19 protein-coding genes are annotated in these 23,131 nt (G+C 48.8%); 3 read left to right on the forward strand and 16 right to left on the reverse strand.

Annotated elements, in window-relative coordinates:
- Positions 1–65 precede the first annotated feature (65 nt).
- From BUA56_RS18590 to BUA56_RS18655, 14 genes are all read right to left on the reverse strand, one after another.
- Positions 66–2,048, reverse strand: a complete 1,983-nt coding sequence (locus tag BUA56_RS18590) for a LacI family DNA-binding transcriptional regulator (RefSeq protein WP_072854280.1) — start codon at positions 2,046–2,048, stop codon at positions 66–68.
- A gap of 245 nt (positions 2,049–2,293) precedes the next feature.
- Positions 2,294–4,354: a LacI family DNA-binding transcriptional regulator gene (locus BUA56_RS18595; RefSeq protein ID WP_072854281.1), complete on the reverse strand. Its 2,061-nt coding sequence runs from the start codon at positions 4,352–4,354 to the stop codon at positions 2,294–2,296.
- A gap of 126 nt (positions 4,355–4,480) precedes the next feature.
- Positions 4,481–4,942 carry an RpiB/LacA/LacB family sugar-phosphate isomerase gene (locus BUA56_RS18600; RefSeq protein ID WP_072854308.1) on the reverse strand — a complete coding sequence of 154 codons (462 nt, stop codon included), beginning with the start codon at positions 4,940–4,942 and terminating at the stop codon, positions 4,481–4,483.
- 8 nt (positions 4,943–4,950) lie between these two features.
- A complete protein-coding gene (locus BUA56_RS18605) occupies positions 4,951–5,748 on the reverse strand; it encodes a triose-phosphate isomerase (RefSeq protein WP_072854282.1) in 798 nt (265 codons plus the stop codon).
- A gap of 36 nt (positions 5,749–5,784) precedes the next feature.
- Positions 5,785–7,068 (reverse strand): RuBisCO large subunit C-terminal-like domain-containing protein, encoded by a 1,284-nt coding sequence (locus tag BUA56_RS18610; protein WP_072854283.1) that lies wholly within the window; start codon positions 7,066–7,068, stop codon positions 5,785–5,787.
- A 2-nt stretch (positions 7,069–7,070) separates the two neighbouring features.
- Complete coding sequence (locus BUA56_RS18615; RefSeq protein ID WP_072854309.1) at positions 7,071–8,153, reverse strand: 2-hydroxyacid dehydrogenase; 1,083 nt, start codon at positions 8,151–8,153, stop codon at positions 7,071–7,073.
- Between the two features lie 44 nt (positions 8,154–8,197).
- Positions 8,198–9,742 (reverse strand): xylulokinase, encoded by a 1,545-nt coding sequence (locus BUA56_RS18620; protein ID WP_072854284.1) that lies wholly within the window; start codon positions 9,740–9,742, stop codon positions 8,198–8,200.
- Between the two features lie 16 nt (positions 9,743–9,758).
- Positions 9,759–10,904, reverse strand: a complete 1,146-nt coding sequence (locus tag BUA56_RS18625) for a uroporphyrinogen decarboxylase family protein (RefSeq protein WP_072854285.1) — start codon at positions 10,902–10,904, stop codon at positions 9,759–9,761.
- Complete coding sequence (locus BUA56_RS18630) at positions 10,828–12,012, reverse strand: ABC transporter ATP-binding protein (protein WP_072854286.1); 1,185 nt, start codon at positions 12,010–12,012, stop codon at positions 10,828–10,830. The genes BUA56_RS18625 and BUA56_RS18630 overlap by 77 nt, the downstream gene beginning before the upstream one ends.
- A complete protein-coding gene (locus BUA56_RS18635) occupies positions 12,009–13,145 on the reverse strand; it encodes an ABC transporter ATP-binding protein (protein ID WP_072854310.1) in 1,137 nt (378 codons plus the stop codon). Before BUA56_RS18635 ends, BUA56_RS18630 begins: the two co-directional genes overlap by 4 nt.
- Positions 13,146–13,154: 9 nt before the next feature.
- Complete coding sequence (locus tag BUA56_RS18640; RefSeq protein ID WP_072854287.1) at positions 13,155–13,985, reverse strand: carbohydrate ABC transporter permease; 831 nt, start codon at positions 13,983–13,985, stop codon at positions 13,155–13,157.
- 11 nt (positions 13,986–13,996) lie between these two features.
- Positions 13,997–14,884, reverse strand: a complete 888-nt coding sequence (locus BUA56_RS18645) for a carbohydrate ABC transporter permease (RefSeq protein WP_072854288.1) — start codon at positions 14,882–14,884, stop codon at positions 13,997–13,999.
- 40 nt (positions 14,885–14,924) lie between these two features.
- Entirely contained in the window at positions 14,925–16,370 is a 1,446-nt protein-coding gene (locus tag BUA56_RS18650) for an ABC transporter substrate-binding protein (protein WP_158641020.1), read from the reverse strand.
- A gap of 97 nt (positions 16,371–16,467) precedes the next feature.
- Positions 16,468–17,118: an L-fuculose-phosphate aldolase gene (locus BUA56_RS18655; RefSeq protein ID WP_187143930.1), complete on the reverse strand. Its 651-nt coding sequence runs from the start codon at positions 17,116–17,118 to the stop codon at positions 16,468–16,470.
- Between the two features lie 276 nt (positions 17,119–17,394).
- Here BUA56_RS18655 and BUA56_RS18660 point away from each other — a divergent pair, with 276 nt between their 5' ends.
- Positions 17,395–18,351: a sugar-binding transcriptional regulator gene (locus BUA56_RS18660; RefSeq protein ID WP_072854290.1), complete on the forward strand. Its 957-nt coding sequence runs from the start codon at positions 17,395–17,397 to the stop codon at positions 18,349–18,351.
- Between the two features lie 6 nt (positions 18,352–18,357).
- Positions 18,358–18,993 (forward strand): CatA-like O-acetyltransferase, encoded by a 636-nt coding sequence (locus tag BUA56_RS18665; RefSeq protein WP_072854291.1) that lies wholly within the window; start codon positions 18,358–18,360, stop codon positions 18,991–18,993.
- 67 nt (positions 18,994–19,060) lie between these two features.
- Here the strand turns inward: BUA56_RS18665 and BUA56_RS18670 are convergent, their stop codons facing one another.
- Together BUA56_RS18670 and BUA56_RS18675 are read right to left on the reverse strand one after the other, a co-directional pair.
- Positions 19,061–19,810, reverse strand: coding sequence for a CPBP family intramembrane glutamic endopeptidase (locus BUA56_RS18670; protein WP_072854292.1), 750 nt, complete (start codon positions 19,808–19,810; stop codon positions 19,061–19,063).
- Positions 19,807–20,379 (reverse strand): TetR/AcrR family transcriptional regulator, encoded by a 573-nt coding sequence (locus tag BUA56_RS18675; protein WP_072854293.1) that lies wholly within the window; start codon positions 20,377–20,379, stop codon positions 19,807–19,809. Before BUA56_RS18675 ends, BUA56_RS18670 begins: the two co-directional genes overlap by 4 nt.
- Positions 20,380–20,721: 342 nt before the next feature.
- On the opposite strand from BUA56_RS18675, the gene BUA56_RS18680 reads away from it, so the two are divergent.
- Positions 20,722–23,100, forward strand: coding sequence for a phosphoketolase family protein (locus BUA56_RS18680; protein ID WP_072854294.1), 2,379 nt, complete (start codon positions 20,722–20,724; stop codon positions 23,098–23,100).
- Positions 23,101–23,131: the final 31 nt, after the last annotated feature.

Here is a 23,131-nt window from a genome sequence, read left to right on the forward strand (position 1 = left end):
TTTGTTTAAAATACCATATAGTTTATTTTATAACGATTTTTACGTAATTTTTAACGTTTTTTCTTCTATTTTTTAACTAAAATCGGCATTTTCGTTTTTATCAGATCTTTCCATGCCCTTTCCAGCTTTTCTGCTTCCACCCGATAAGGGGGGACTCCTATGCATTTACTGTCACATCTTCCCAAAAGAGCCTTTGCCGCCGCCACTGCAGCAACCACCCCCTGATCATAAGGCCGCTGGGAACTAAGCCCGATTACCATTTCCCCTTTTGCCATGTAAGATGCAATCTCATAATCCAGATCGGTAGTGGATATTACTACATCCCTTCTCCTCAGGTCCTTCAGCGCCCTGATGGCCTCCAGGGCCGGACGCTCCCAGGTGACATAGAGCCCTTCTATCTCCGGCGTCTCCTCTATCATCCTCCGGCAAGCCTCGTACGCATTCTCTATACAGCCAAAACTTTTTTTATTCACAATCTCTATAGCAGGATACTGATCCCGAAGGGTCTCTTCAGCAAAAAAGTCTCTCTGCCGCGTTGCAAAGTATTCCGCCCCGTGCACCAGCAGCCCTACCTTTGCGTTATCCTTTCCCAAAAAATGATCGCCCAGGATCCTGGCAGCATTTTGCCCGTTTTCTCTTTCATTTACCGAGATCCAGCAGGCATAATCTTCCTTTTTCAGGCTTCTCGGCATACTGTTAATCAAAATCAGCCTCGTCTTTTTGGCAACCTCCTGAAAAATGCCGGAAGTTTTTTCCTCGTCCACAGGTACTGCTATCACTGCATCCGGCTTCTGCATCATAATCCCTTCCAGCTGGGTCTTCTGCAGTTCCGGATCAAAGTGGGCATCCGTGACCGTCAGAACATGAATCCCATATCCGCTGAGCGTCTCCAATATGGCCTTCTCATGAAGTGATGTCCACTCGTCGCCGCTGTAGTGAAACGCCAGGGCCACCCGGTAATTTCCGCTCTTAAGCAGCCGTTCATCCTCCTCCGACAGCACAATTTCCTCCGGATATACCGCCCTCTCGCCGAAGGGTCCTCTCGCAATATTCTGCACGGAATTTCTGATGCAGAATTCCATGGGAATCCGTTTGATCTTTTTTTCCCGTCTGCCTCCTTTTTCATCTGTTATGTACGCCACTGTTTCCTCCGCAATCTTATCAATATCCTGCTTCAGCACGGTAAGGGGAGGCTTCACCAGTCCGCACCAGTCTCCGTCCCCAAATCCGATCACAGAAAGCTCTTCCGGACAGTTGATTCCTAACTTCGAGATAACCTCCAGCAGATAAAGCGTGAGCACGTTTCCGCCTGCCAATACTGCAGTTGCTCTCTTCTCCCGCAGTACCTTAGCAATCGTTTCCATAGTGCTTTCTTTCTCCTGCAGCATAACGCCAACCACCATATCCTCGCTGCCGGACAGGCCATACTGATTCAGTGCCATGTCATATCCCTTTTTTCTCTCATCCACCGATGACAGGTGGCGTTTTTCCAGAAGAAGAACAATTTTCTCATGTCCGCACTTGATTAAGTACTCCGCAGCTCTTCGTATTCCCTCTGCATTATCGGATATGACACTGTCCGCTGCCTCTCCGGAAAGCATCCGTTCGATAAAAACCAGAGGGATTCCATAGGAAAGGATACCGCTGTACGCCTTTTCATCCTCGCAGGAGGGGGAGAGAATCACCCCCGCAACTCTCCGGCTGCTCATAATTCCGTCCAGAATATGCTTCTCCCTCTCTCTGTCATTGTCAGATACATAAACTGCCATCATATACCCCCGCTCCCGCGCTTTCCTGGATACCGCAGGTATCACATGGGTATAAAAACTGCTGTCCAGACTTGGGATAACCAGCGCAATCTCAGACAGCCTTCCCCTGCGCAGCTTCCCCTGTTTTTCCTGTTTGGTATGATATCCTTTTTCCCTGGCAACTTCTTCTATTCTTTGTACTAGCTCAGGACTTACATATCTTGTCCTGTTCAGCGCAAAGGAAACCGTTGCAATCGAAACCCCGACTTCCTCGGCAATCTCCTGCAGTGTTACCTTCATAGGCTTTCTCCTTTTTAACCATTTTATCGCGTTTTTTACTATTGCGTGATTTAATTATCGTATTTTTTAGCCAAATTGTCAATTCTTTCTCTTGTTTTACCTATTTTTCCGGATTCTTTTTTACGTGCCTCTTAGATTTCTCTCGTATTTTTACGTAAAATATGTTTTTTTGCACAAAAAAACGATGGTTCTGATCTCTTCAAAACCATCGCTCTTCTGCAGCATACTCACTGCGCCCGCGCAAGTCAAATCCTCCGCTGTTCTGCTGCGCCGGAAGATTGATACCCCCCTGCCTGCTGAGGGGCTGCTGACTCAAATTCCGGCATCTTTGTCTTAAGAATTTCCTTCCATGCCTTGTCCAGATTACCGGCCATAACCGTATAGGGGGGCACACCAATACATTTATGTTCGCATTTGCTCAACAATGCCCTGGCCGTTGCCGTTGCCACCGCAATTCCCTGATCGTAGGGCCTCTGGGAGCTCAGCCCCACCACATATCTTCCCTTTGCCAGGCAGGCTGCAATCTCGTAGTCCAGATCCGTCGTCGTGATGGCGATATCCTCCCGGCCCAATTCATCCAGAGCCCGGATGGCCTGAAGCGCCGGTCTGTCCCAGGTGATGTAGAGCCCCTGAATATCCGGATGATCCTGTATCATCCGCCGGCAGACCTCATAGGCATTGTCAATCTGATAAAAGCTCCGCTTGGAAACCACCCGGATATTCGAACCATCCTCAAGGAATGTCTGCTCTGCAAAAAAGTCCCTCTGCTTGGTAGCAAAAAAAGGGGCCCCGTGAACCAGCATTCCCACCTTCACATTCTCCTGCCCCTGAAAATGTTCTCTCAGGATCCTGGCTGCATTCTGACCGTTCTCCCGCTCATTGACCGACAGCCAGCAGCTGTATTCCTCTTTCCCCAGACTGTTTGGCATATTGTTTATCAGGATAAGCTTTGTCTGCCCGGCCAGCTCCTTAAACTTTGCTGCCGTTTTCACCTCATCTGTGGGTACGGCGATAATTGCATCCGGATGCTGCATAATCAGACCTTCCAGCTGTGTATTCTGCAGATCCGGGTCAAAATTGGCATCTGTCACGGAAAGTACCCGGACACCCATATTGTTCAGAGTATCTTTGATCGCCTTTTCGTGAAGCCTTGTCCATTCATTTCCTGTATAATGAAAAGAAATGCCTACCGTATAGTTTCCGTTTTTCAGAACTTCAAGATCTTCCTCCGAAAGGAAATTTTCCTCGGGATACACCACCTTTTCCCCAAAAGGACCCCGGGCGATGTTCAAAGTGGATTTGCGTACCGATAATTCCATGGGAACCACAATCTTCTGTGCAGCGTGCCTCTCCTGGGAAACCCCTTCTATTTTATTGAGCAGGAGGCGCACTGTCTTTCTTCCAATCTCCTCCGTGTCCTGTATCAGGGTAGTCAGCGCCGGAGTTATAAGTTCACACCATTTGTCATCTCCGAATCCTACGATGGAGATATCCTTTGGGCACTCCAGCCCCATCTCTCCCATAGCCTTCAGGCATCTCAGCGTAAGCGTGTTGCCTCCGGCCAGAATCGCAGTGGGCGACATTCTTTTGATAAATGCTTTGATGGACTCCTTAGCCTCTTCCCCGTCCTCCAGGCCTACACAGGCGATCAGCTCTTCGTCGCAGGGCACATCATATTCTTTTAATGCCTGCAGATAACCTTCCCTTCTGTCCTTTACCGTACTCAGGGTTTTGTCTTCCAAGAGCAATGCGATTCTCTCATGGCCGCATTTGATCAGATGCTCCGTGCCGGTCCTCAGTCCCTGTACATTATCAGAGATAACCGCATCGGCTTCCTCTCCTTCAATCATCCGCTCCAGACATACAAAAGGCCTGCCGCAGTTCATCAGCTTCTGATAATGTTTTTTTCCGGAATCTGCGGGGCAGAGTATGACCCCGGCAATTCTGCGGTTGGATATAATCTCGTTCAGAATGTGCCGCTCCTGTTCCGGTTCCCCGTCAGAAAGGTATATAGACAGCGTATAGCCCTCTTCATCCACCAGTTTGGAGAGAACCGCGATCAGACGCGTATACACTACACTGAAGGTATTGGGTATCACCAGAGCTATCTCGGACATTTTTCCTAATTTATACTTCCGGGTTTTTTCACTCACCCCGTGCTTTGCCTTATATCCCTTTTTCCGTGCAATAGCCAGAACCCTGTCGGATATCTCAGGGCTGACATAGCGGGTTTTATTCAGTGCGTGGGACACTGTAGCAATGGAGACGCCTGCCTCCTCTGCTATTTCTTTAATTGTAACACCCATTCTTCCCTCTCCCATTCCCGTTTTTTACGTAAATTTTATAGGTTCATCATACTATTTCAGGCAATAATTGTCAATCACATGAAAGAATAGCAGACAGAAGGCAGGCGATTGCCTGCCTTCTGTCTGCTATTCTTTCATGTGTTTTCTCTCCAGTGTCCGGATAGCTTCCACCTTAGGGGTGGAAGAACCATCCTGAAACTCCAGCCCAATCCATGTGCGGACCAGCTTCTTTGCCAGTTCCGGTCCGATGACCCTGGCCCCCATGCACATCACATTTCCATTGTTGCTTAAAATGGAACGCTCTGTGGAGAATATATCGTGGCACACAGCCGCCCGTATTCCCCTGCACTTATTGGCGGCTATCGCCATCCCCACTCCGGTTCCGCAGATTAAGATTCCCCTCTTTTCATATCCGCTGTCTATAATCTCCTGACACACCCGCTCGGCGATCAGAGGATAATAGGTATTATCCTCCGGGGAAGAACACCCCATATCCTCCACATGGACACCCAGGCTCCTCAGGTATGCAGCGATGGTAATTTTAAGCTCTACCGCCGCATTATCATTTCCTATTACAATCTCTCTCACAGCATCTGTCACCTCTCCCTTTTCCTGTGAAATAATGGCTTTACTTCCCGAATAAGCGCCCAGAAGTCATCTGCATTCCAGGCACTCCTTCCGATGAACAGGCCGTCAATATGCTCCTTTTCTATAAGTTCCCCGGCATTTCGGGGATTCACACTGCCCCCGTAGAGTACGGGGATTTCTTTTCCTGTCTCCCCGAAAATCTCTGTGAGGCATGTCTTAATCTCTTGATGCCTCTCCTTTGCGTACTCTGCGGATGCTGGCACACCCTCTTTCCCTATGGCCCACACCGGCTCATAGGCAATCCACAGATTTGCCTCAGTCCCGGGTTCTATCCCGTACAAATCCCGTCTCAGCTGGAGGCGGAGCAGTGCATCCGCAGCACCGGCATCCTTTTCCTCCTTTTCCTCCCCTATGCAGAGAAGCACCGTAAATCCCATCTTCAGACCGCTGATAACCTTTTTATTGATTTCTCTGTCCTGTTCTCCAAACACATGGCGCCGCTCTGAGTGGCCGGCCATTACCAGGGAAATTCCAAGCTCCCTTAGCATTACCGGGGAGATCTCCCCCGTATACTGTCCCTCGGGCTCCCAGCACATATTCTGTGCGCCGATCCGGACGGGAGACCCTTCCGCTGTTTTAACTGCCTCAGGCAGAGCAGTAAAAGAGGGCATTACAAACAATTCCATATCCTCTCCGTCTTCCTCTTTGGACAAAGCCCCCAGCCTGCTTACATATTCTTTGGTATTGGCAATGGTCTTGTACATCTTGGTATTGGTTCCTATGTACAATTTTTCTAACCCTTTCATGACAGACTCCTTTCCTCTTCATCACGGTGTCTCTGCTCAAACGGGCAGATACCCCCACAGCTCCACAGCCTTTTTTAATTCCTCGTGTTCCTTTGCCGCTTCGTCTATGGAAATGCCTTTTTCCTGGGCCTCTATCGCCTGCAGCATAGCTCTCACCCCGGCGGCTGCACCCATGGGATGTCCCTGAACGGCTCCCCCCGGAGCCAGCATGATATCCCTTCCCAGATCCTTTACCAGCTTTCCTGCAAACCCCGGATTCACTCCTCCCCCAACTGTAGTCAGCGCCGGCTTGATATGTCCCAGCGGCAGCGACAGCTCATGGTGGGTACGAAGATATTTCTGCCTTTTTAACGGGTAGCCCCCATAGGGCGTATTGATCATCACCCCGTCGGCGCCCAGAAGCCTGGGCAGTTTTCCCACCGCCAGGGGGGAACTGATTCCCGTGTCCCTCCCCTCATACAGAGGGCCGCTCCCTGCGTAATGGCCAAATACCGGAATCTCTAAGGCTTCTGTCAGGGCCTGAAGCATGCTGTAGCCCACTGCCGCAAAATTAACCATCACCATACGGGCCCCGGCCGAAGCCGCTCTTCTCCCATTGTCAAGGAGACGGCCGGCATTGTCTGTAATGTTGGGTATGTATATGGTTTTTTTCCCGCTTCTCTCATAGGCAGCTTCTGAGGCTTTCTCGTAGGCACGGATCCGTTCCTCAAGGGGACAGTAGTACGGATTCCCCAACAGCTCATCGTCTTTTATAAAGTCCACACCCCCAAGGGCAGTCTCATAAAAGATTTTTGCCCCTACATCCGGTGTGAATCCTGTACAGGGCTTTATCATATTTAACAGCATGGGGCGGGATTCCACCGCACACAGGCTGCGAAGCCCCTGTATACCGAAACGGGGACCCGAAAATTCCTGAAGCAGCTTTTTAGGCAGCTGCAGATCTACCAGTTTTGCCTGGGCTGAGGTGGAAGCGTCATTGCCCAGCAAGGTGGTAAGCAGCAGCGGGAACTGCTTTTGAAAGTGTTCTATGGGGTATGCAATCTGAATGATATAAGGCCAGGTTTCCTCCTTTTCCATCTGCACGGACAGATCTGCAGGAGGAATATCATAGATCTGAATCACCTTTCCCATATACTTTTCCCGCATTTTTTCGGTAATCCCGGGTACCGGCACCCAGGTTCCGATGGTCTGTCCCACAGCAAATTTTTTCGCTTTTTCGTAGGGATCTTCTCTGGGAAACAGCTCCATATAGTAGCTGGCAATGACATAATCTTTTTCCCGGATATCTTCATATAGACTATAAATATGCTCTGCTCTCATCTTTACCCTTCCTTCTCTTCACATCCGGAGATTCCCCGGTCCTTAAGAACCTGGGGATTCATAAGAAATCGGGGGAGTTCCCCGCCAAAAAATCTCTCAGCCTCAGAAAGCACCATATAGGGGCTGTTTTCAAAGGATTCCACCGTATCCCCTCCCTTATGGCAGCAAAAAGTAACATTGTCCAGCCTCAGGAATCTGTCATCCTCAGGGATTGGCTCTATGTGATAGCTGTCCAGGGCCGCACCGGTGATCCACTGCTCTCTCAGAGCTTTGTACAATGCGTCTGTGTCCACCAGGGGAGCACGGGCCGTATTGATAAATACCGCCGTCGGCTTCATCATCCGGAATTCTGCTTCCCCCATCATCCCTCTGGTAGATTCAGAAACCCTGGCGTGGAGAGATACGATATCGCTGTTCTGCAGAAGCATCTCCAGACTTACAGAAGTCCCGCCCACGGCTGCAATCTTTTCCGGCTCTATATAAGGATCGTACACCAGCAGATGAACCTGAAATGCCTGCAAAAGCTGTGCCACAATGCGCCCTATGGTGCCAAAGCCCACCAGGCCCACGGTTCTTCCCTTTAGTTCGTGGCAGCGGCCGGAGTTCGGGCAGGTTTCCCGCCATTTATGCAGAACAGACATGGAGGCATGGCAGCGGCCGATATTCCTGGTCTCTGCAATCATAAGCCCAATGGTTAATTCGGCCACAGAGTTAGCATTGTGGGCCGGGTTGGCCAATACCGGAACCCCTGCCCTGCAGGCTGCCTCCATGTCGATATTCTCTATCCCGCCGCGGTTCACCAGAACAAGCTTCAGCTTCCCGGCTGTTTCAAAGATTTCAGAAGGGACCGGGCCCTGATGCACCTGGAGCACATCCGCATCCCGGCATGCCTCCAGAATCTCCGGCGGAAGAGGAACACACCTGGAGCCCACTGCTTCCATATGCTTAATATAAGCCCGCATCTCTGACTGCGTGGAGGGCCCGAAGAAAAAGGATTCCTTTTCCTTATACCGTTCAAACCCCACCAGGGCCTTTTCCATCATTTCCGGGCGAAGCAACACATCGCCGATATTCACTATCTTCATTCCTGTACCTCCCTTTGTTATTCCGGCCGCCTTCTCTGCCGGTCTCACGGCGTATCAAAGCACGGCATTACCGCTTCCTGCAGTCTCAGAAATCTGCGGTACACCTGTTCATATAAGCGCACCGTTTCCTCTTCCGGATAAAATCTGCGGTGTACTCTGGCAAACCTCTCTGCCCCCTCCTTCTGGGTGGAAAACATGCCCGCGGCGCAGCCTGCCAGAATCAGATCGCCTACCGGACCGCCCTCTGCTTTTTCCAGCGTCACAATGGGGATCCCTATCACATTGCAGAGAATCTGCATCCAGAGACTGCTTTTTGTAGGACCTCCGGTGACTACAATTTCCTGGATATCACCCTTCTCCCTGCCCTTTTGGGTGCTCATGACCAACTCCATGACCTGGCGGGCAGAGCACGCTGTCCCCTCCATTACCGCGCGTATCATCTCCGGTTTATCCGTTACCGTAGAGATACCGAAAAAGCATCCTCTCGCGTTGGGATTATAGAGAGGACACAATTCCCCAGCCACGTAGGGAAGGAAAAGCAGTCCGCCGCAGCCCGGATCCGCCTGTTTTGCCTCCTCACTCATAAGGTCATACACGTCTTTGTTCAGATCCTGGCAAAAAGCCATCTCCTGCCGGCAGAGCGCGTTTCGCATCCACTTCATGGCACCTCCGGTATTGGAGATCACGCCGATGTTCACCATATAATCCGGATTTGAATAGCCCAGGATAATCAGCCTGGGATCCGTTGCAAACCTTTCCTGTCCATTGGATGCCTTTGCAAGAAGCACCACATGACTGCCTGTGCCGCAGGAATAACAAAGTCTGTCCTCTGTGCAGATCCCCATTCCCAGCACAGCTGCCGTAACATCACTCATCCCGGCTACGATTTTGGTGTTCTCACTTAAGCCGGTCTGACGGGCGGCCTCAGGCGTTACCGTCCCCACAATATCCTGGCAATTGCAGATCGGGGGAAACTTTGTCAGATCCGCCCCCGCTTTCCTGGCAATGTCAGAATCCCATTCCCTGGTATGTACATTATAAAAGTGATAATTAGCCGCAAGAGAGCGGTCCAGAGCCAGTTTTCCGGTCAATTTGAAATTAATATACCCCGTGTTGTCTAAAAACGCATACGTGTTTTTATAAATTTCCGGCTCGTGCCGTTTCAGCCAGAGCAGTTTTGATATAATATGATAGGGCCGGATCCTGGCCGGATTAATCCCGGCAATCTCTTTCCCGTACTTTTCTGTGATCTCCCTGCACTCCTCCTCTGCCCTGGCATCTGCCCAGATAATTCCATGGTACAGGTGATTCCCCTCCGCATCCACAGGGGTCAGCGTGGGGGTATGACAGCTGAGGGAAATGGCCTCAATCTCTTCCCCTTTTACCCTGTTTTCTGTGAGAAACCCCTTTATAATCCGGCAGAACGCTTCCCACCAGTCCCGGGGATTGTGTTCCGCACGGTTTCGGTCCGGCACCAGCATCTGATACTCCTCGTAGGCAGAGGCAATGATTTTCTCCTCCGCCCCGTCATAGGCCAAAGCCTTTACACCGCTTGTTCCATAGTCCATTCCGATGATAACCCTGCCCATAGAGAAGCCCTCCTTTCTACCGATAGGAACCATATTCCTGCACAGCTTCGTACAGTGCAATTACATTTTCACAGGGCACGCCTGACTGTATGTTGTGGGAGGGCGCACAGATATAGCCCCCATGGGCTCCCAGATCTTCAATCCTCTTCTTTACCTCCCTTTTTACCTCCTCTGTGGTTCCGTTCATCAGCACATTCACGCTGTCAACTCCTCCGTGAAAGCATATCCTGTCCCCGAATTCTCTGCCGATACGGGCGGTGTCCATCCCCGCTGCCGTGGGCTGCACCGGATTCAGGATGTCCGCTCCGGCGTCGACAAAGTGCTGAATAAATGGATAGACACCCCCGCAGGTGTGTACCGCCACCTTCCCCTGCGGATTTTGTTTCCGGAATTCACTCTTCATATGGGTCCATTCCGCCTGATGCCTCGGCTTTACCACTGCAGCATAGTAGTCCGGACTGATCAGAGGCCCGTTCTGTGTTCCCACATCTTCTCCGCAGGTGCGCACATAGGTGAGGTATTTCCCAATGGTCTGCAGCACCAGCGTTTCTACCTTCATCTGTATCTCCCTGGTCTTGTCCATGATAGCCTCTGCAATCTCCGGTTCTGTATACAGATAAGCCAGATAATCCTCAAACCCCAGCAAAAACTGTCCCATCTCAAACAGGTGCCCCCCAAACTGGGTCGTGAGGGCAAAATCCGTATCCCGGTAAAGACTTTTTACCAGGGGAACCGCCAGATCCGGATCGTAGAGTTCTTCCGGATCCGGCCAGTGGTAGGCATAGACTTCCTCCACATCCTGGATCCCGGCCAGAGGTGTACTTGCATTGATATACATAAAGTCCGTTTCACTGTCCCATATTTTTTTCCTTGCCACACCCCATGCATCGGTAAACTCATCTCTGTGAATATCAAATCCTTTAGGGACAAATGCGTATGCAGGAATGTGCATGACATCCACATGGAGCTTTTCCAGCATTTCGGGAGATGGAAATGCATGATTAAAGCTGTCCCACCAGTAAGGTTCAAATGCCATGCCCATATAGCTGCACAATTCCTGGTATGCAGGGGGCGATATCGTCAGGTCACAGGGACAGCGATCCGGTGTCTGATGATTCAGCGCAGTTTCCACCCGCTCTCTGCGGCTGTACGTCTTTCCCATAATACCCTCCTTTTCCTATACGTTCTCCGGTTTCTCTGTCAAAAAGATATACCCGCTCCGGATTCAGTTTTACATGTATCCTGTCGCCTTTTTTATATTTCTGTATTTCCTGGGTAACCATGGTACAAAAATCTTCCCTGATGCGGATGCTGATCGTCCTCTCCTCCCCCAGGTCCTCAAACACATCCACCTCACATTCCCAGTCAAAATCTCTTCTGTCTGTAAGCGCCATATCTGTGGGACGGATTCCCATGATATAGCGGCCCTTATCCTCAATATTTCTCTGCAGCCTCTTTGGTACCCGGATACAGCTGCCATCCTCCATCTCAAAAAATGCAGTGCCGTCCCCTTCTGTGTTCGCGGTAACTGTCAGCAGATTCATGGGAGGTTCCCCGATAAAATCTGCTACAAATACATTGGCAGGCTCATTATAGATTTCCTTCGGAGTGCCGAACTGCTTCAGCACCCCCTGATCCATCACAGCAATATAGTCGGCCAGGGAAAGTGCCTCCATCTGATCGTGCGTCACCAGGATCGTCGTGCATTTAATCTCATTATGAAGCTTCTTTATTTCCCTTCTCAGAATCTGCCGCATCTTTTGATCCAGATGAGAAAGGGGTTCGTCCAGGAGAAGAATTTTGGGATTTCGAACCAGTGCCCTGGCAATGTTGACTCTTTGTTTCTGGCCGCCGCTCAAGCCGCCTACTTTTTCCTTCAGAAGCTCCTCCACCTTCATGGTGGCCGCAATGGCCCTGACTCTCTGGTCCACTTCTGCTTTGGGCACCTTTTTTGCTCTGAGACAAAATGCAATATTGTCGTATACTGTGAGCGGGGGATAAAGGGCGTACTCTTCAAAGGCAAGTCCCACTCCCCTGTCCTTGGACGGGACATGGTTGCACTTTTTCCCTGCAATTTCCAGATCCCCCGCAGTAATCTCTTCCAGCCCCGCCACCATGCGGAGGGTTGTGGATTTCCCGCACCCGGAGGGGCCCAGGATGCCCACAAAGGAGCCCTCCGGGATTTCCAGGGAAAGATCCTTCACCGCATAGGGAGCATCTGCCCCATTGCTGTATTTCTTATAGATATGTTTCAGCACCAGATGATTCAACGCTTCCCCTCCTTTCCCGCCGTTTCCTTCTGACAGACAATATATTCCTTGCTGTCACTGTCAAAATATATTCCTCCCGATACGTCAAAGGCAAGATAAATGGTTTCATCCACATCCGGGGTTTCTGTTACGGGCACCATCAGCCGGACAGCTCCGCCCTCCGTTTTCACAGTCAGCTCTACTTTATTTCCCAGGGGTTCCATGGTATAGACGGTTCCTTTTACATATCCCTCCTCAGGCCGCCAGCTATAGCGCACCGCACTGCTTCGAAGCCCTACATCCACCTGTTTCCTGCCGGATGCCTCCAGAACTTCAGCCGTATGCCGGGGAAGCTCATAAGAACGATTGCTCAGGGGAAGCACCAGCTTCAGGGTACTGTCCTCCCTGCGAAGAACCCCCTGCAGAATATTAATCTCACTGTCCCCGAACATCCTGGCTACAAACTCAGTGGCGGGCATATTATAAACCTCTTCTGCTGTCCCAATCTGACAGATCTCTCCCTGGTGTATCACCGCGATCCTGTCTCCCAGACTCATAGCTTCCGCATAATCATGTGTCACATACAGTGTTGTTGTCTGCAGCTTATCCTGCATTGCCTTCAGCTCTTTCCGCATAGCGTTGCGCAGCTTGGCGTCCAGGTGGGCCAGCGGTTCATCCATGAGAAATATATTTGGTTTTCTCACCATAGCCCTTCCAAGGGCTGCCCTCTGCTTCTGTCCGTTGCTCACCTGGGAAGGCTTCCTGTCTAGAAGCCCCTCTAGTCTGAGCAGGGAGGCGATCCGCTTTACCTCCCGGTCGATCACCTCTTCCGGCTCTCTGTGAGCCTTTGTTCTCATAGAAGACGCAATATTCTCGTATATGGTCAGATGAGGATACAGGGCATAATTCTCAAACACCATAGCTACATTCCTTTTGGAGGACTCTATAAAATTCATGCTCTGTCCGTCAAAGCAAATCCTGCCCTCATCGGGGTCTCCGATCCCTGCTATCATATTTAAAATGGTGGTTTTCCCTGCTCCGGCAGGACCGAACAGGACAAAAAACTCATTGTCCTCCAGGTCGAAGGAAATATTTCTGACTGCCGTTGTCTTTCCGTACTTCTTTGTTAAATTTTCAACCGTAACTTTTGCCACGTTTCTCACCTAACCTTTCACAGCCCCAAAACTCAGTCCCCTCACCAGATGCTTCTGTATGCAGAGGCACATGATAATCTCCGGGATGATCGCAATCACAGATACCACAGCCATCTGCCCGTAGTGAATGGTACTGGTGGAAATATAGGTCAGGGCAGATACCGTGATTGTCTGAATCTTAAACCCACACAGCATAAGCCCAAAGGTAAAGTTATTCCAGCAGAATATAAAGGACAGAAGCGCCGCAGCTACCAGCCCGGGCCGTATAAGAGGAATCAGCATTTTGAAAAAGATTTCTCTCTTGCTGTAGCCGTCCAGCTCTGCCGCCCGCTCCATCTCCACGGGAATATCCTCAAAATATCCCCGCAGCACCCAGATAAGAAGCGGCAGACCGATAAACTGGTAGATCCATATCATTCCGAAATAGGTATCGTATAGCTTCAGCTTCTGAAATATTGTAAATACAGGAATAATTATCAGTATCTCCGGCGCAAATTTAAAGGATAAGATGGTAAATGCAACCCCTTCTTTATGTTTAAATTCATACCTGGCCAGAGCATAAGCCGCGGGCACTCCCACAAGTACCGACACCAGGACAGCGCCGCCGCTGATGATAAGATTGCTTACAAAGGCTTTTACATAGCTTCCCTTTGTAAGTACATTTTTAAAATTTGCCAGCGTGGGATGGAAGATAAACAGCGTGTCATACATCTGAGAATCCCCTTTAAACGCTATAATAATCATCCATATCAGCGGGAAGACAGCAAAGAGTGTGTAGAATACCAGCAATACTTTTCCCGCCAGCATTAAAGCCTTTTCTCCTCTCTTCTTTTGTTCCATAGCGGCTCCTTTCAATTTGCGGACTTCGCTTTCAGCCACGCCCCCACTAATTTTTTCGTAATCACATTTATCAGGATCCAGAGCACCAGAATCTGAGGAATCGCCCTGCCGATACTGGAATATGTATATCCATCCATATAGGCGCTGAGGGAAAGATTCATCAGCGTATCCCCCGGACCGCCTTTGGTGGTCGCATAGATGATGGAGAACTCCTGTACCGTGGATACAATCCTAAAAATCAGCGCGATGAGAAGCACCGGCTTCAGAAGAGGAAGCGTTAACGTTTTAAAGGTAAACCACGCGGAGCCCCCGTCTATCCTCGCCGCCTCATAGGGGGATTTGGGGAGCCCCTGCAGGCCCGCGAGGACCAGCAGAAGCACAAACGGCGTATTCACCCAGACGTCAATCATAACCACAGAGAACAGTGCCGTGCTGGAGGCCGCCCACCAGGGAAATGCATAAACCCCGAAGAGGTTCAGGAATTTTTCCAGGATCCCGATGGAGGTGTTCGTCATCAGGGACCAGAGCAGCACGGCGATGACCGGCGCCACCATCAGGGGAAAAATAAGAATGACTTTCAGGATGCCTGCCCACCGCTTTTCCGTGTTCAGCGTCAGGGCAATCACCATCCCCAGTATCATTTCCAGGGCAGTTGCCAGGACCGCATATTTTAATGTCACCCCCAGGGAATGCCAGAACTCTTTTCCGGTAAACATCTCCACCCAGTTTTTTATCCCCACAAACTCATAGGCGGTGCTTTTTAAGCTGTAGTCCGTGAAGGAGTAATAAATCGCCGTAGCAAAGGGATATAAAATGCCCAGCGTCACTACCAGAGTGGGCAGCAGAATCAGCCACGGCCGTATCCTGACGAGCAAAGGCTTTTTGGTCAGTTCTTTCATAAGAATCCCTTCTTTCTTTTTATCTTCAGGATGAGAATACTTATTCCTTTACTTCTATTCCGGAGACAATCTTATCCAGAGTTTCCTTCAGCTCATCCATCCCTTCCTGGGTGGATGCATACTTGCCCTCCGTAAGCTCCTGTATGGTGGCACACCATTCGTAAAGTACATTAAACACTTCTGTCTCCGGGGTATAATACATCTTGGTGGCATCCACCGTGGCCTCTGTGGCCTCCGTATAGCCCTGCACTGCATCCACCATAGCGGAATATGACGCACTGTCCGTTGTAGACTGCCTTGGTGCATTGACTGTCTGGGCATGTTCAAATGCCTTTACGTGGAACTCAGAACTGGTAAAATACTGCAGGAAGAGCCAGGAAGCATCCTTTTTCTCTGAAGCAGAATTCATGGCCAGAGACCAGGTCCACAGCTGGTAGGCATCGTCATCCTCTCCCGCACCATCCGGACGGGGGATTGTAGTGACCACCAGATTCTCAGCCTCCTTGGAGGCACCCGGAACGCAGGGGGTAAAGCAGCAGCTGGAGGAGTCAATCATCATCGCAGCGGTCCCATTCCCGATATCCGTCACCAGATCATACCAGGTAGCCTTTGCCCAGGTAGGGCTTCCCCCCTGCTGTATCAGTTTCACGTACCAATCTGTCATTTCTACCGCTTCCGGGCTGTTCACCTGGGAAGCCAGCTTTCCGCCCTCAGCGGCAAAATCTTTTCCTCCCCACATAGAATAAAAGCACTGGTAAGCGGTGATCAAAGAAGCCCATCCCAATTCCCCCCGCAGTGCCACACCGTAGGTATTTTCTCCGCTGTGGCCCTGGAGTGCTGAAGCTGCTTCCAAAAGCTCACTTGTGGTCTTTGGTACTTCGATCCCGTGTTCCTCAAGAATCCGTTTGTTGTATACCAAAACATCCGATTCATAGCCCATGGGAAGCCCCCACAGAGAACCTTCTCCCATGGAATGTCCGGAGATACCGTCCCACCGGCCGGAGTCCAGAATGGTCTGATAAAAATCTTCCGCCTGCCAGTCCGGAGCTGTTTTAGCCGGATCCTGTATGAAAGGCTCAAGATCCTCCATATAGCCTGCACCTGCGTACTCCCAGATCTGGTAAGGCCCTGTCATAAAGATATCCAGATTGTCCCCGCCGCTGTTCAGAAGCACAGATACCTTGTCAAAATAATTTGTCTCCGGAATGGTGCTGTGCTGCACTTTGATCCCTGTAAGCTCCTCAAAGTCCTTTATGTGTTCTACGATTGCTGCCGAATAAGGGTGCTCATTAAACAGCACTTGGATCGTCTGCCCTTTACACATGTCCCAGGAAAACTCACCATTTTCCGCCGTTTTGCTATCACTGCCCTGTGTACTGTCTGATTTGTCCTTCTCCTCTTTTTCACTGCCGCCGCATGCTGTCATAGTAAACATCACAACCATTGCCAATACCATACAAAGAATACTTTTACACTTTTTCCTCATGTACATTTCCTCCCTATGTGTAACACATGAACGAAGCGGTTACCAGTTCCTCCCTTTCTAACAGCTGTTTTTTTCACACACCTCCTGTCTTCTCTCATTATTTCCTGTTCTGTCCATATTTGTCACGTATCCGGGAAACCATTTCCGTCATTTCTTCCTGTTCCAGCAGCACCGGATCTCCTGTCATCCTGGCCTTTATATAAGTCTCCGCACAGAACTCTATCTCCTCTGCCACTGTAAATGCATCCTCAATGTCTTTCCCCCCTGCCAGCAGTCCATGGTTTGCCATCAGGGCGGCATACCGATCTTTCATAGCTTCATATACATTCTCCGCTAATTCTCTGGTTCCGAATGTGGCATATGATGCACAGCGCACGCCTGTGCCGGCATAGGCAACCAGATAACTGGAAGGAGGAAGGGACTCCCGCAGCACTCCCAAAACGGTACAGTATACGGAATGTGTGTGAATCACTGCATTGATATCCTCTCTTTTTTCATAGAAAATACGGTGCAGTTCTACCTCTGTAGATGGTTTTCTCATACCCTCAATATGCTCACCGTCTCTGCCCATCACCACTACGTCCTCCGGTTTCATTTGAAAATAGTCCATCCCGCTGGGACTTATGGCAAAGGTTTTCAGTTCCCTGTCATAAATGCTGATATTCCCCCCCGTTCCCCGGGTCAGACCCAGCTCTGTCAATTTTCTGCAGTATGCAGCAACCGCTTCCCGCTCACTGTGCATTTTCATTTCAGGTTTCCTCCTTCCATTCTTACATTTGTATTTTTATTTTACATTTGTCATTATAGCATTAAAGTAATATAAACGCAATACTTTTCTATCATTTCACACAAAACTTCTAAGATGTGTGAAAATTGCACAAAATAGGTCATGCCAATATGTATTGACATGCGTTTTCCGCATCCTATATAATACAAAATAGAATCAGACACCTTCCGGATTGGCCGTGTATAACAGAGGAACCACCGGAAGGCAGTCGGAACATAGGAGTACGTGGATACGCATATGGATACTAAAAAGCAGTATTTGAAAATTGCACATATGTATTATGTCCTGGGACTTACACAGGATGAGATTGCCAAACGCCTTTTTATGACGCGCCAGAAAGTGAATCAGGTGATACACTCTCTCGTTGACCTGGACATGATCACTATAAGCGTGAATCAATTCGAAGAGCGAAGCCTGGCTTTGGAGAATGAGCTGGCCGAAGTATTTCAGATCAACCAGGCCATCGTCGCTGAATGTTTTGAGGATGAGAGCGATCTGCTCTGCTGGAGAAATGTAATAGCGGCCGCTGCCCGTTATCTGGAAGAAACCATACGGGCCGACAGCATAATCGGAGTCACCTGGGGCAATACCATATCAGGTGTTATAAAAAATATGCCTTTCCGGCAAAAGAACCGCTGCAGGGTGGTGCAGCTCATGGGGGTGCAGAATCTGGATGAACCGCTCTTAAAATCTGACGAGATCGCCCGCAGTCTGTCGGAAAAACTATCCTGCCCCTGCTATATGCTGTATGCGCCCCTGTTTGTGGATTCCCCGCAGACAAAAAAGTATCTGCTGAAGGAAACCCGCATCCTAAAAGTATTTGAATTGATCAAGCAGTGCGATATTGCCGTTGTGGGAATCGGCGAATTGAATGAAACCTCTAGTCTGTTCAGGCGGAACCTTATTGATACAGATCTTATCCAAAGGCTTCTAAAAGACGGTTTCTGTGCAGATGTAAATGTAAATCTCATAAAAGAAAACGGGAGTTATGACGGGAACTGGCTGAATGACAGAATCATTACCACATCCATCCAGGATTTGAAAAAGATTCCTAATACCGTTGCCGTTGCCTCGGGCAGCAATAAAATTAAAGCCATCGTAGCTGCTCTTAACTGCGGGTGTATTAATACTCTGATTACCGATAATCACACAGCCCAGGCAGTTTTGGATTATTATAAACATTCGAAGGGATAAATTAATATGAAATATCAATATCTAGATATGAATTCTTATAAAAGGAAAAAGCATTTTGACTACTTTAACAGTCTGGCATACCCCTATGTGGGAGTCACTGTAAATGTGACAATTACTGACTTCTTAAAGAAAATAAAAGAAAAGAAGCTACCGTTTTTTCTAACCTTTTGCTACTGTATCTCAAAAGCGGCCAACGAAATACCGGAATTCCGCCAGAGAATCTTCAAAGATGGTATTATAGAATATGAAAACTGCAGAACCTCCCACACCGTAGCTTTGGAGGACGGTACCTACTGCTACTGTACCCTTGACAGCAATATGCCATTTTCCCAGTATCTGCCCTATGCTGTTTCGGAACAGGCTCAGGCAAAGGAGGCAAGATCTGTGGAGGATAACGAGGAAGACGGGAATGAACTGATTTTTATATCCACGCTGCCATGGTTTACCTATACTTCTTTTATTCAGCCTGTTCCCATGCCGGCCGACAGCAATCCGAGGATTACTTGGGGCAGATACTCTGTGCTTCATGAAGAGACCGTGATCCCAGTCTCTGTGCTCTGTCATCATGCCCTGGTTGACGGATTACAGATTGCAGGGTTTTATGAGGCGCTGGACAGGACGATTAAGAATCTGCAGATATAAAAGGGTGCCGCAGTACAGATAAACAGGCCTGTGCTGCGGCATCAGATAAGCAGCGAAGTGATTCAAATTATTTCTTATCAGCATTTATCTCCTGCTTTTTCGGCAGCGTTTTTATAAGAATTAAGACATAGACAGCGATAATGACACATTCCATCAAAGCGAAAGCCATACGCCTCTCTACGGTTAGACCTGTTTCATTTGCAAAAGCACTAAGTATATTTATCGCAGAATGAGTAATGATACAGGGAAGCAAACTCCCGCCACGGTAAAACAAAATTACAAACAAAAAACCAAAGGCAATTGCCCCCACAATTTGGAACAGGTTTGCCGTAAGTTCCATACCGCTGCCATTTACTAAATTCACTAAATGTCCGATGCCAAATGTAACACTCGAAATGATGATTGCAGTTTTTACATTATCTTTAGCAATCGCACTAAAGAGAAAGCCTCGGAAAATAACTTCTTCTATAAACCCCACGCAAATCATTAAACCGATATGGCAAACCATTTCCAGCCAGGGATAATTCACCGTAACCCCATTCCAAAGATTACTTGTAGCCAAGATAAAAAGCGGAATGTAATAAAGAAACCGACGGGCTGATGCATAGGGCCTGCAAAGCCCGTATTTTTGGAGTAGTCCGTTTTTTTGCATAAAGACAAACAATACAACAGCCTGTATGATGCAGAAAACAGCACTTGCAGATTTCTCAATTCCAATTATTTCATTTAGCGGGTTGGCTAAGGATTGCAAAACACAATAAATTCCAATCCAGACAAGTGCAAAGGCCAGCTCGCTTTTCTCATATAACTTCGTCACTTCGTTTCCTCCTGTAAGGCTAATACGGCTCCTCGATATGCCCGTTCCAAATGAGAAGCTACAACTTTTTCATCATACTCCAACGAATTGTTGGCAATGATACTTGCATACCCGTGAGCAAACAAAGCAATAGTTACAAATACCTCTTTTGTTTGCTCCATACTCATTTTCATTGCATCCTGCATAGCAGTAAGGAGGGGGATAAGTTCTTCCGAGTCAATCATTTCAAGCAAGCTATTTTCCACCGCAAACCCCGACTGAAACAAGAAGCGGAACAAATTTGGCTCTTGCATGGCAAAACGAATATAATTAAGCCCTATCCCAAGCATTATTCCTTCCTTCGGATTGTCTATATTCATCAGATATTCCGTATGAAAACTATCCGCTTTTGCGTAAGAAGCCTTTTTCAAATCTTCCATTTTTGCAAAATGATACATAACAGGCTGAGTAGAACAGTTTAGCTTGTTGGCGATTGTTCGTGCATTGATGTTTTCAGCACCGACCTCACGGACAACTTCAAAGGCGGCGTCTATAACCATATCTTTTGTAACTTTAGCTTTAGGTGGCACGATAGTTTCCTCCTTATATAATTATCGTTATATAACATAAATTATATATAAAACTACTTCGTTTGTCAATCTTGTTTGATATACTTCAAACTTGTATCAATTTTCTTATTCTTACCCATACTGCGGCTGCTGCTTTTTTGTATCCCCTGTGTCTTGCTGCCACGGTAAAACCCTTTTTCTGTCTAAATACAGGCTTTATTCCTGGACGCAGCATCAAAAATAGGAGGAAATTCCTTTCAAAACTTTTTAAAAACAAGTTGTGTTACATGTCAACAAGTACTATACTCATGATCGTTAAAAAATAAACACTTTATTAAGATGATTTGCGAAAGGAGTATTACCATGCCAGAAACAACGAATACCTGTCTGGAAAAACAGCCTTTAAATGATGAGCTGCTTCAGAAGATGGATGCCTACTGGAGAGCAGACAATTATCTTTCCGCCGGACAACTCTATTTGCTTGACAATCCGCTGCTGCGTGAGCCTCTTACCATGGAGCACGTAAAGAAAAAGATCGTAGGCCACTGGGGAACCGTACCAGGCCAGAACTTTATCTATGTACACTTAAACCGCGTGATTAAACGCTACGATCTGGACATGATCTACATCTCAGGTCCGGGACACGGCGGAAACTTTATGGTGGCCAATACTTACCTGGAAGGTACATACAGTGAAGTATATCCTAACATCAGCCGTGATGTGGAGGGTATGAAAAAATTATTCAAACAATTTTCTTTCCCGGGCGGAATCTCCAGCCATGTAGCCCCGGAAACCCCTGGCTCTATCAATGAGGGCGGAGAGCTTGGGTATTCTCTCGCTCATGCATTCGGATCGGTATTCGATAACCCGGAGCTTATCACCACCTGTGTGGTAGGTGACGGAGAGGCAGAGACTGGTCCTCTCGCTACCGCCTGGCATTCCAATAAATTTTTGAACCCTGTGACCGACGGTGCTGTGCTTCCTATTATGCACCTGAATGGTTATAAGATCAGCAACCCCACCATTTTCTCCCGCATCTCCCATGAAGAGCTGGAAAAATTCTTTGAAGGCTGCGGCTGGAAACCATATTTTGTAGAGGGCAATGACCCAATGACCATGCATCGTCTCATGGCAGAGACGCTGGATACGGTAATAGAGGAGATCAAAGAGATTCAGAAAAATGCAAGGGAAAACAATGATTCCTCCCGTCCTAAGTGGCCTATGATAATTCTCCGCACGCCAAAGGGATGGACCGGACCGAAGAGCGTTGACGGCAGCGAGATCGAAGGAACCTTCCGTGCCCACCAGGTTCCCATGTCCATGGAGCAGCCGGAGCATCTGGAACTGCTGAAAGAATGGCTTTTAAGCTATCACCCGGAAGAATTATTTGACGAAAACGGACGTCTGATTCCTGAACTGGAAGAACTGGCACCAAAGGGCGATCGGCGTATGGGGGCGAATCCCCACGCAAACGGAGGACTTCTACTCCGTGACCTGCGCCTTCCGGATTTCCGCAGCTACGGCCTTGACGTTCCGGCTCCGGGCGCAGTAAAAGCACAGGATATGATTGAGCTGGGCGGATTCGTGAGAGATATTTTCAAGCTCAACGAGAAGAGCCGAAACTTCCGTATCTTCGGTCCTGACGAAACCATGTCCAACCGCCTGGGCAAAGTATTTGAGGTTACAAACCGTGACTGGAACGGGGATCTGAAAGACAACGATGAATTTCTTGCGCATGACGGACGGGTCATGGATTCCATGCTAAGCGAGCATATGTGCGAGGGATGGCTGGAAGGCTATCTTCTCACGGGACGCCACGGCTTCTTTGCCAGCTACGAAGCATTTATCCGCATCGTAGACTCCATGTTCAGCCAGCACGCAAAATGGCTGAAGGTAACCTCCGAGCTTCCCTGGCGGCAGAAAATCGCCTCCCTGAACTTCATTTTAAGCTCAAATGTATGGCAGCAGGACCACAACGGATTTACCCATCAGGATCCCGGATTCTTAGATCATGTAGCCAACAAAAAAGCAGACGTTGTACGCCTATACCTTCCGCCGGACACCAACTGTCTTCTCTCCTGCTTTGACCACTGCATCAGAAGCAAAAATTATGTGAATGTTATGGTTACCTCCAAGCATCCCAGTACCCAGTGGCTTACCATGGAGCAGGCAGTAAAACACTGTACACAGGGAATCGGCATCTGGGAGTGGGCCAGCAGCGATCAGGGCGAAGAGCCCGACGTAGTCATGGCCTGCTGCGGAGATACCCCAACCCTTGAAACCCTGGCAGCAGTGACCATCTTAAGAGAGGCAATGCCAGAAATCAAAATCCGTGTAATAAACATCGTAGACCTAATGAAACTGGAGCCTCAGTCCAAGCACCCCCACGGCTTAAGCGACGCAGACTACGATGCACTCTTTACCAAAGATAAACCTATCATATTTAACTTCCACGGATATCCGACCCTGATCCATGAACTCACCTACCACCGTCATAACCGGAATCTATATGTCCACGGATACCAGGAAGAGGGAACCATCACCACCCCCTTCGATATGCGTGTACAGAATGAAATCGACCGCTTCCACCTGGTACAGGATGTCATTCAGCACCTGCCTCAGCTGGGCAACCGGGGTTCCTACCTGGTACAGAAAATGCGGGACAAGCTGGTAGAACATAAACAATATATCGCTGAATACGGCCAGGATCTGCCGGAAATCAGAGACTGGAAATGGCAGTAAAGTAAATTTTGGCAAATTTGGGGACGTGTTC

The organism is Lactonifactor longoviformis DSM 17459 (assembly GCF_900129135.1).
Taxonomy (GTDB): domain Bacteria; phylum Bacillota; class Clostridia; order Lachnospirales; family Lachnospiraceae; genus Lactonifactor; species Lactonifactor longoviformis.

Excerpts from the sequence above, each read along its gene's own strand:
- BUA56_RS18590 (WP_072854280.1), bottom strand. The coding sequence starts at position 2,048 with ATGAAGGTAACACTGCAGGAGATTGCCGAGGAAGTCGGGGTTTCGATT.
- BUA56_RS18595 (WP_072854281.1), bottom strand. The coding sequence starts at position 4,354 with ATGGGTGTTACAATTAAAGAAATAGCAGAGGAGGCAGGCGTCTCCATT.
- BUA56_RS18605 (WP_072854282.1), bottom strand. The coding sequence starts at position 5,748 with ATGAAAGGGTTAGAAAAATTGTACATAGGAACCAATACCAAGATGTAC.
- BUA56_RS18610 (WP_072854283.1), bottom strand. The coding sequence starts at position 7,068 with ATGAGAGCAGAGCATATTTATAGTCTATATGAAGATATCCGGGAAAAA.
- BUA56_RS18615 (WP_072854309.1), bottom strand. The coding sequence starts at position 8,153 with ATGAAGATAGTGAATATCGGCGATGTGTTGCTTCGCCCGGAAATGATG.
- BUA56_RS18620 (WP_072854284.1), bottom strand. The coding sequence starts at position 9,742 with ATGGGCAGGGTTATCATCGGAATGGACTATGGAACAAGCGGTGTAAAG.
- BUA56_RS18625 (WP_072854285.1), bottom strand. The coding sequence starts at position 10,904 with ATGGGAAAGACGTACAGCCGCAGAGAGCGGGTGGAAACTGCGCTGAAT.
- BUA56_RS18640 (WP_072854287.1), bottom strand. The coding sequence starts at position 13,985 with ATGGAACAAAAGAAGAGAGGAGAAAAGGCTTTAATGCTGGCGGGAAAA.
- BUA56_RS18645 (WP_072854288.1), bottom strand. The coding sequence starts at position 14,884 with ATGAAAGAACTGACCAAAAAGCCTTTGCTCGTCAGGATACGGCCGTGG.
- BUA56_RS18650 (WP_158641020.1), bottom strand. The coding sequence starts at position 16,370 with ATGAGGAAAAAGTGTAAAAGTATTCTTTGTATGGTATTGGCAATGGTT.
- BUA56_RS18655 (WP_187143930.1), bottom strand. The coding sequence starts at position 17,118 with ATGAAAATGCACAGTGAGCGGGAAGCGGTTGCTGCATACTGCAGAAAA.
- BUA56_RS18660 (WP_072854290.1), top strand. The coding sequence starts at position 17,395 with ATGGATACTAAAAAGCAGTATTTGAAAATTGCACATATGTATTATGTC.
- BUA56_RS18665 (WP_072854291.1), top strand. The coding sequence starts at position 18,358 with ATGAAATATCAATATCTAGATATGAATTCTTATAAAAGGAAAAAGCAT.
- BUA56_RS18680 (WP_072854294.1), top strand. The coding sequence starts at position 20,722 with ATGCCAGAAACAACGAATACCTGTCTGGAAAAACAGCCTTTAAATGAT.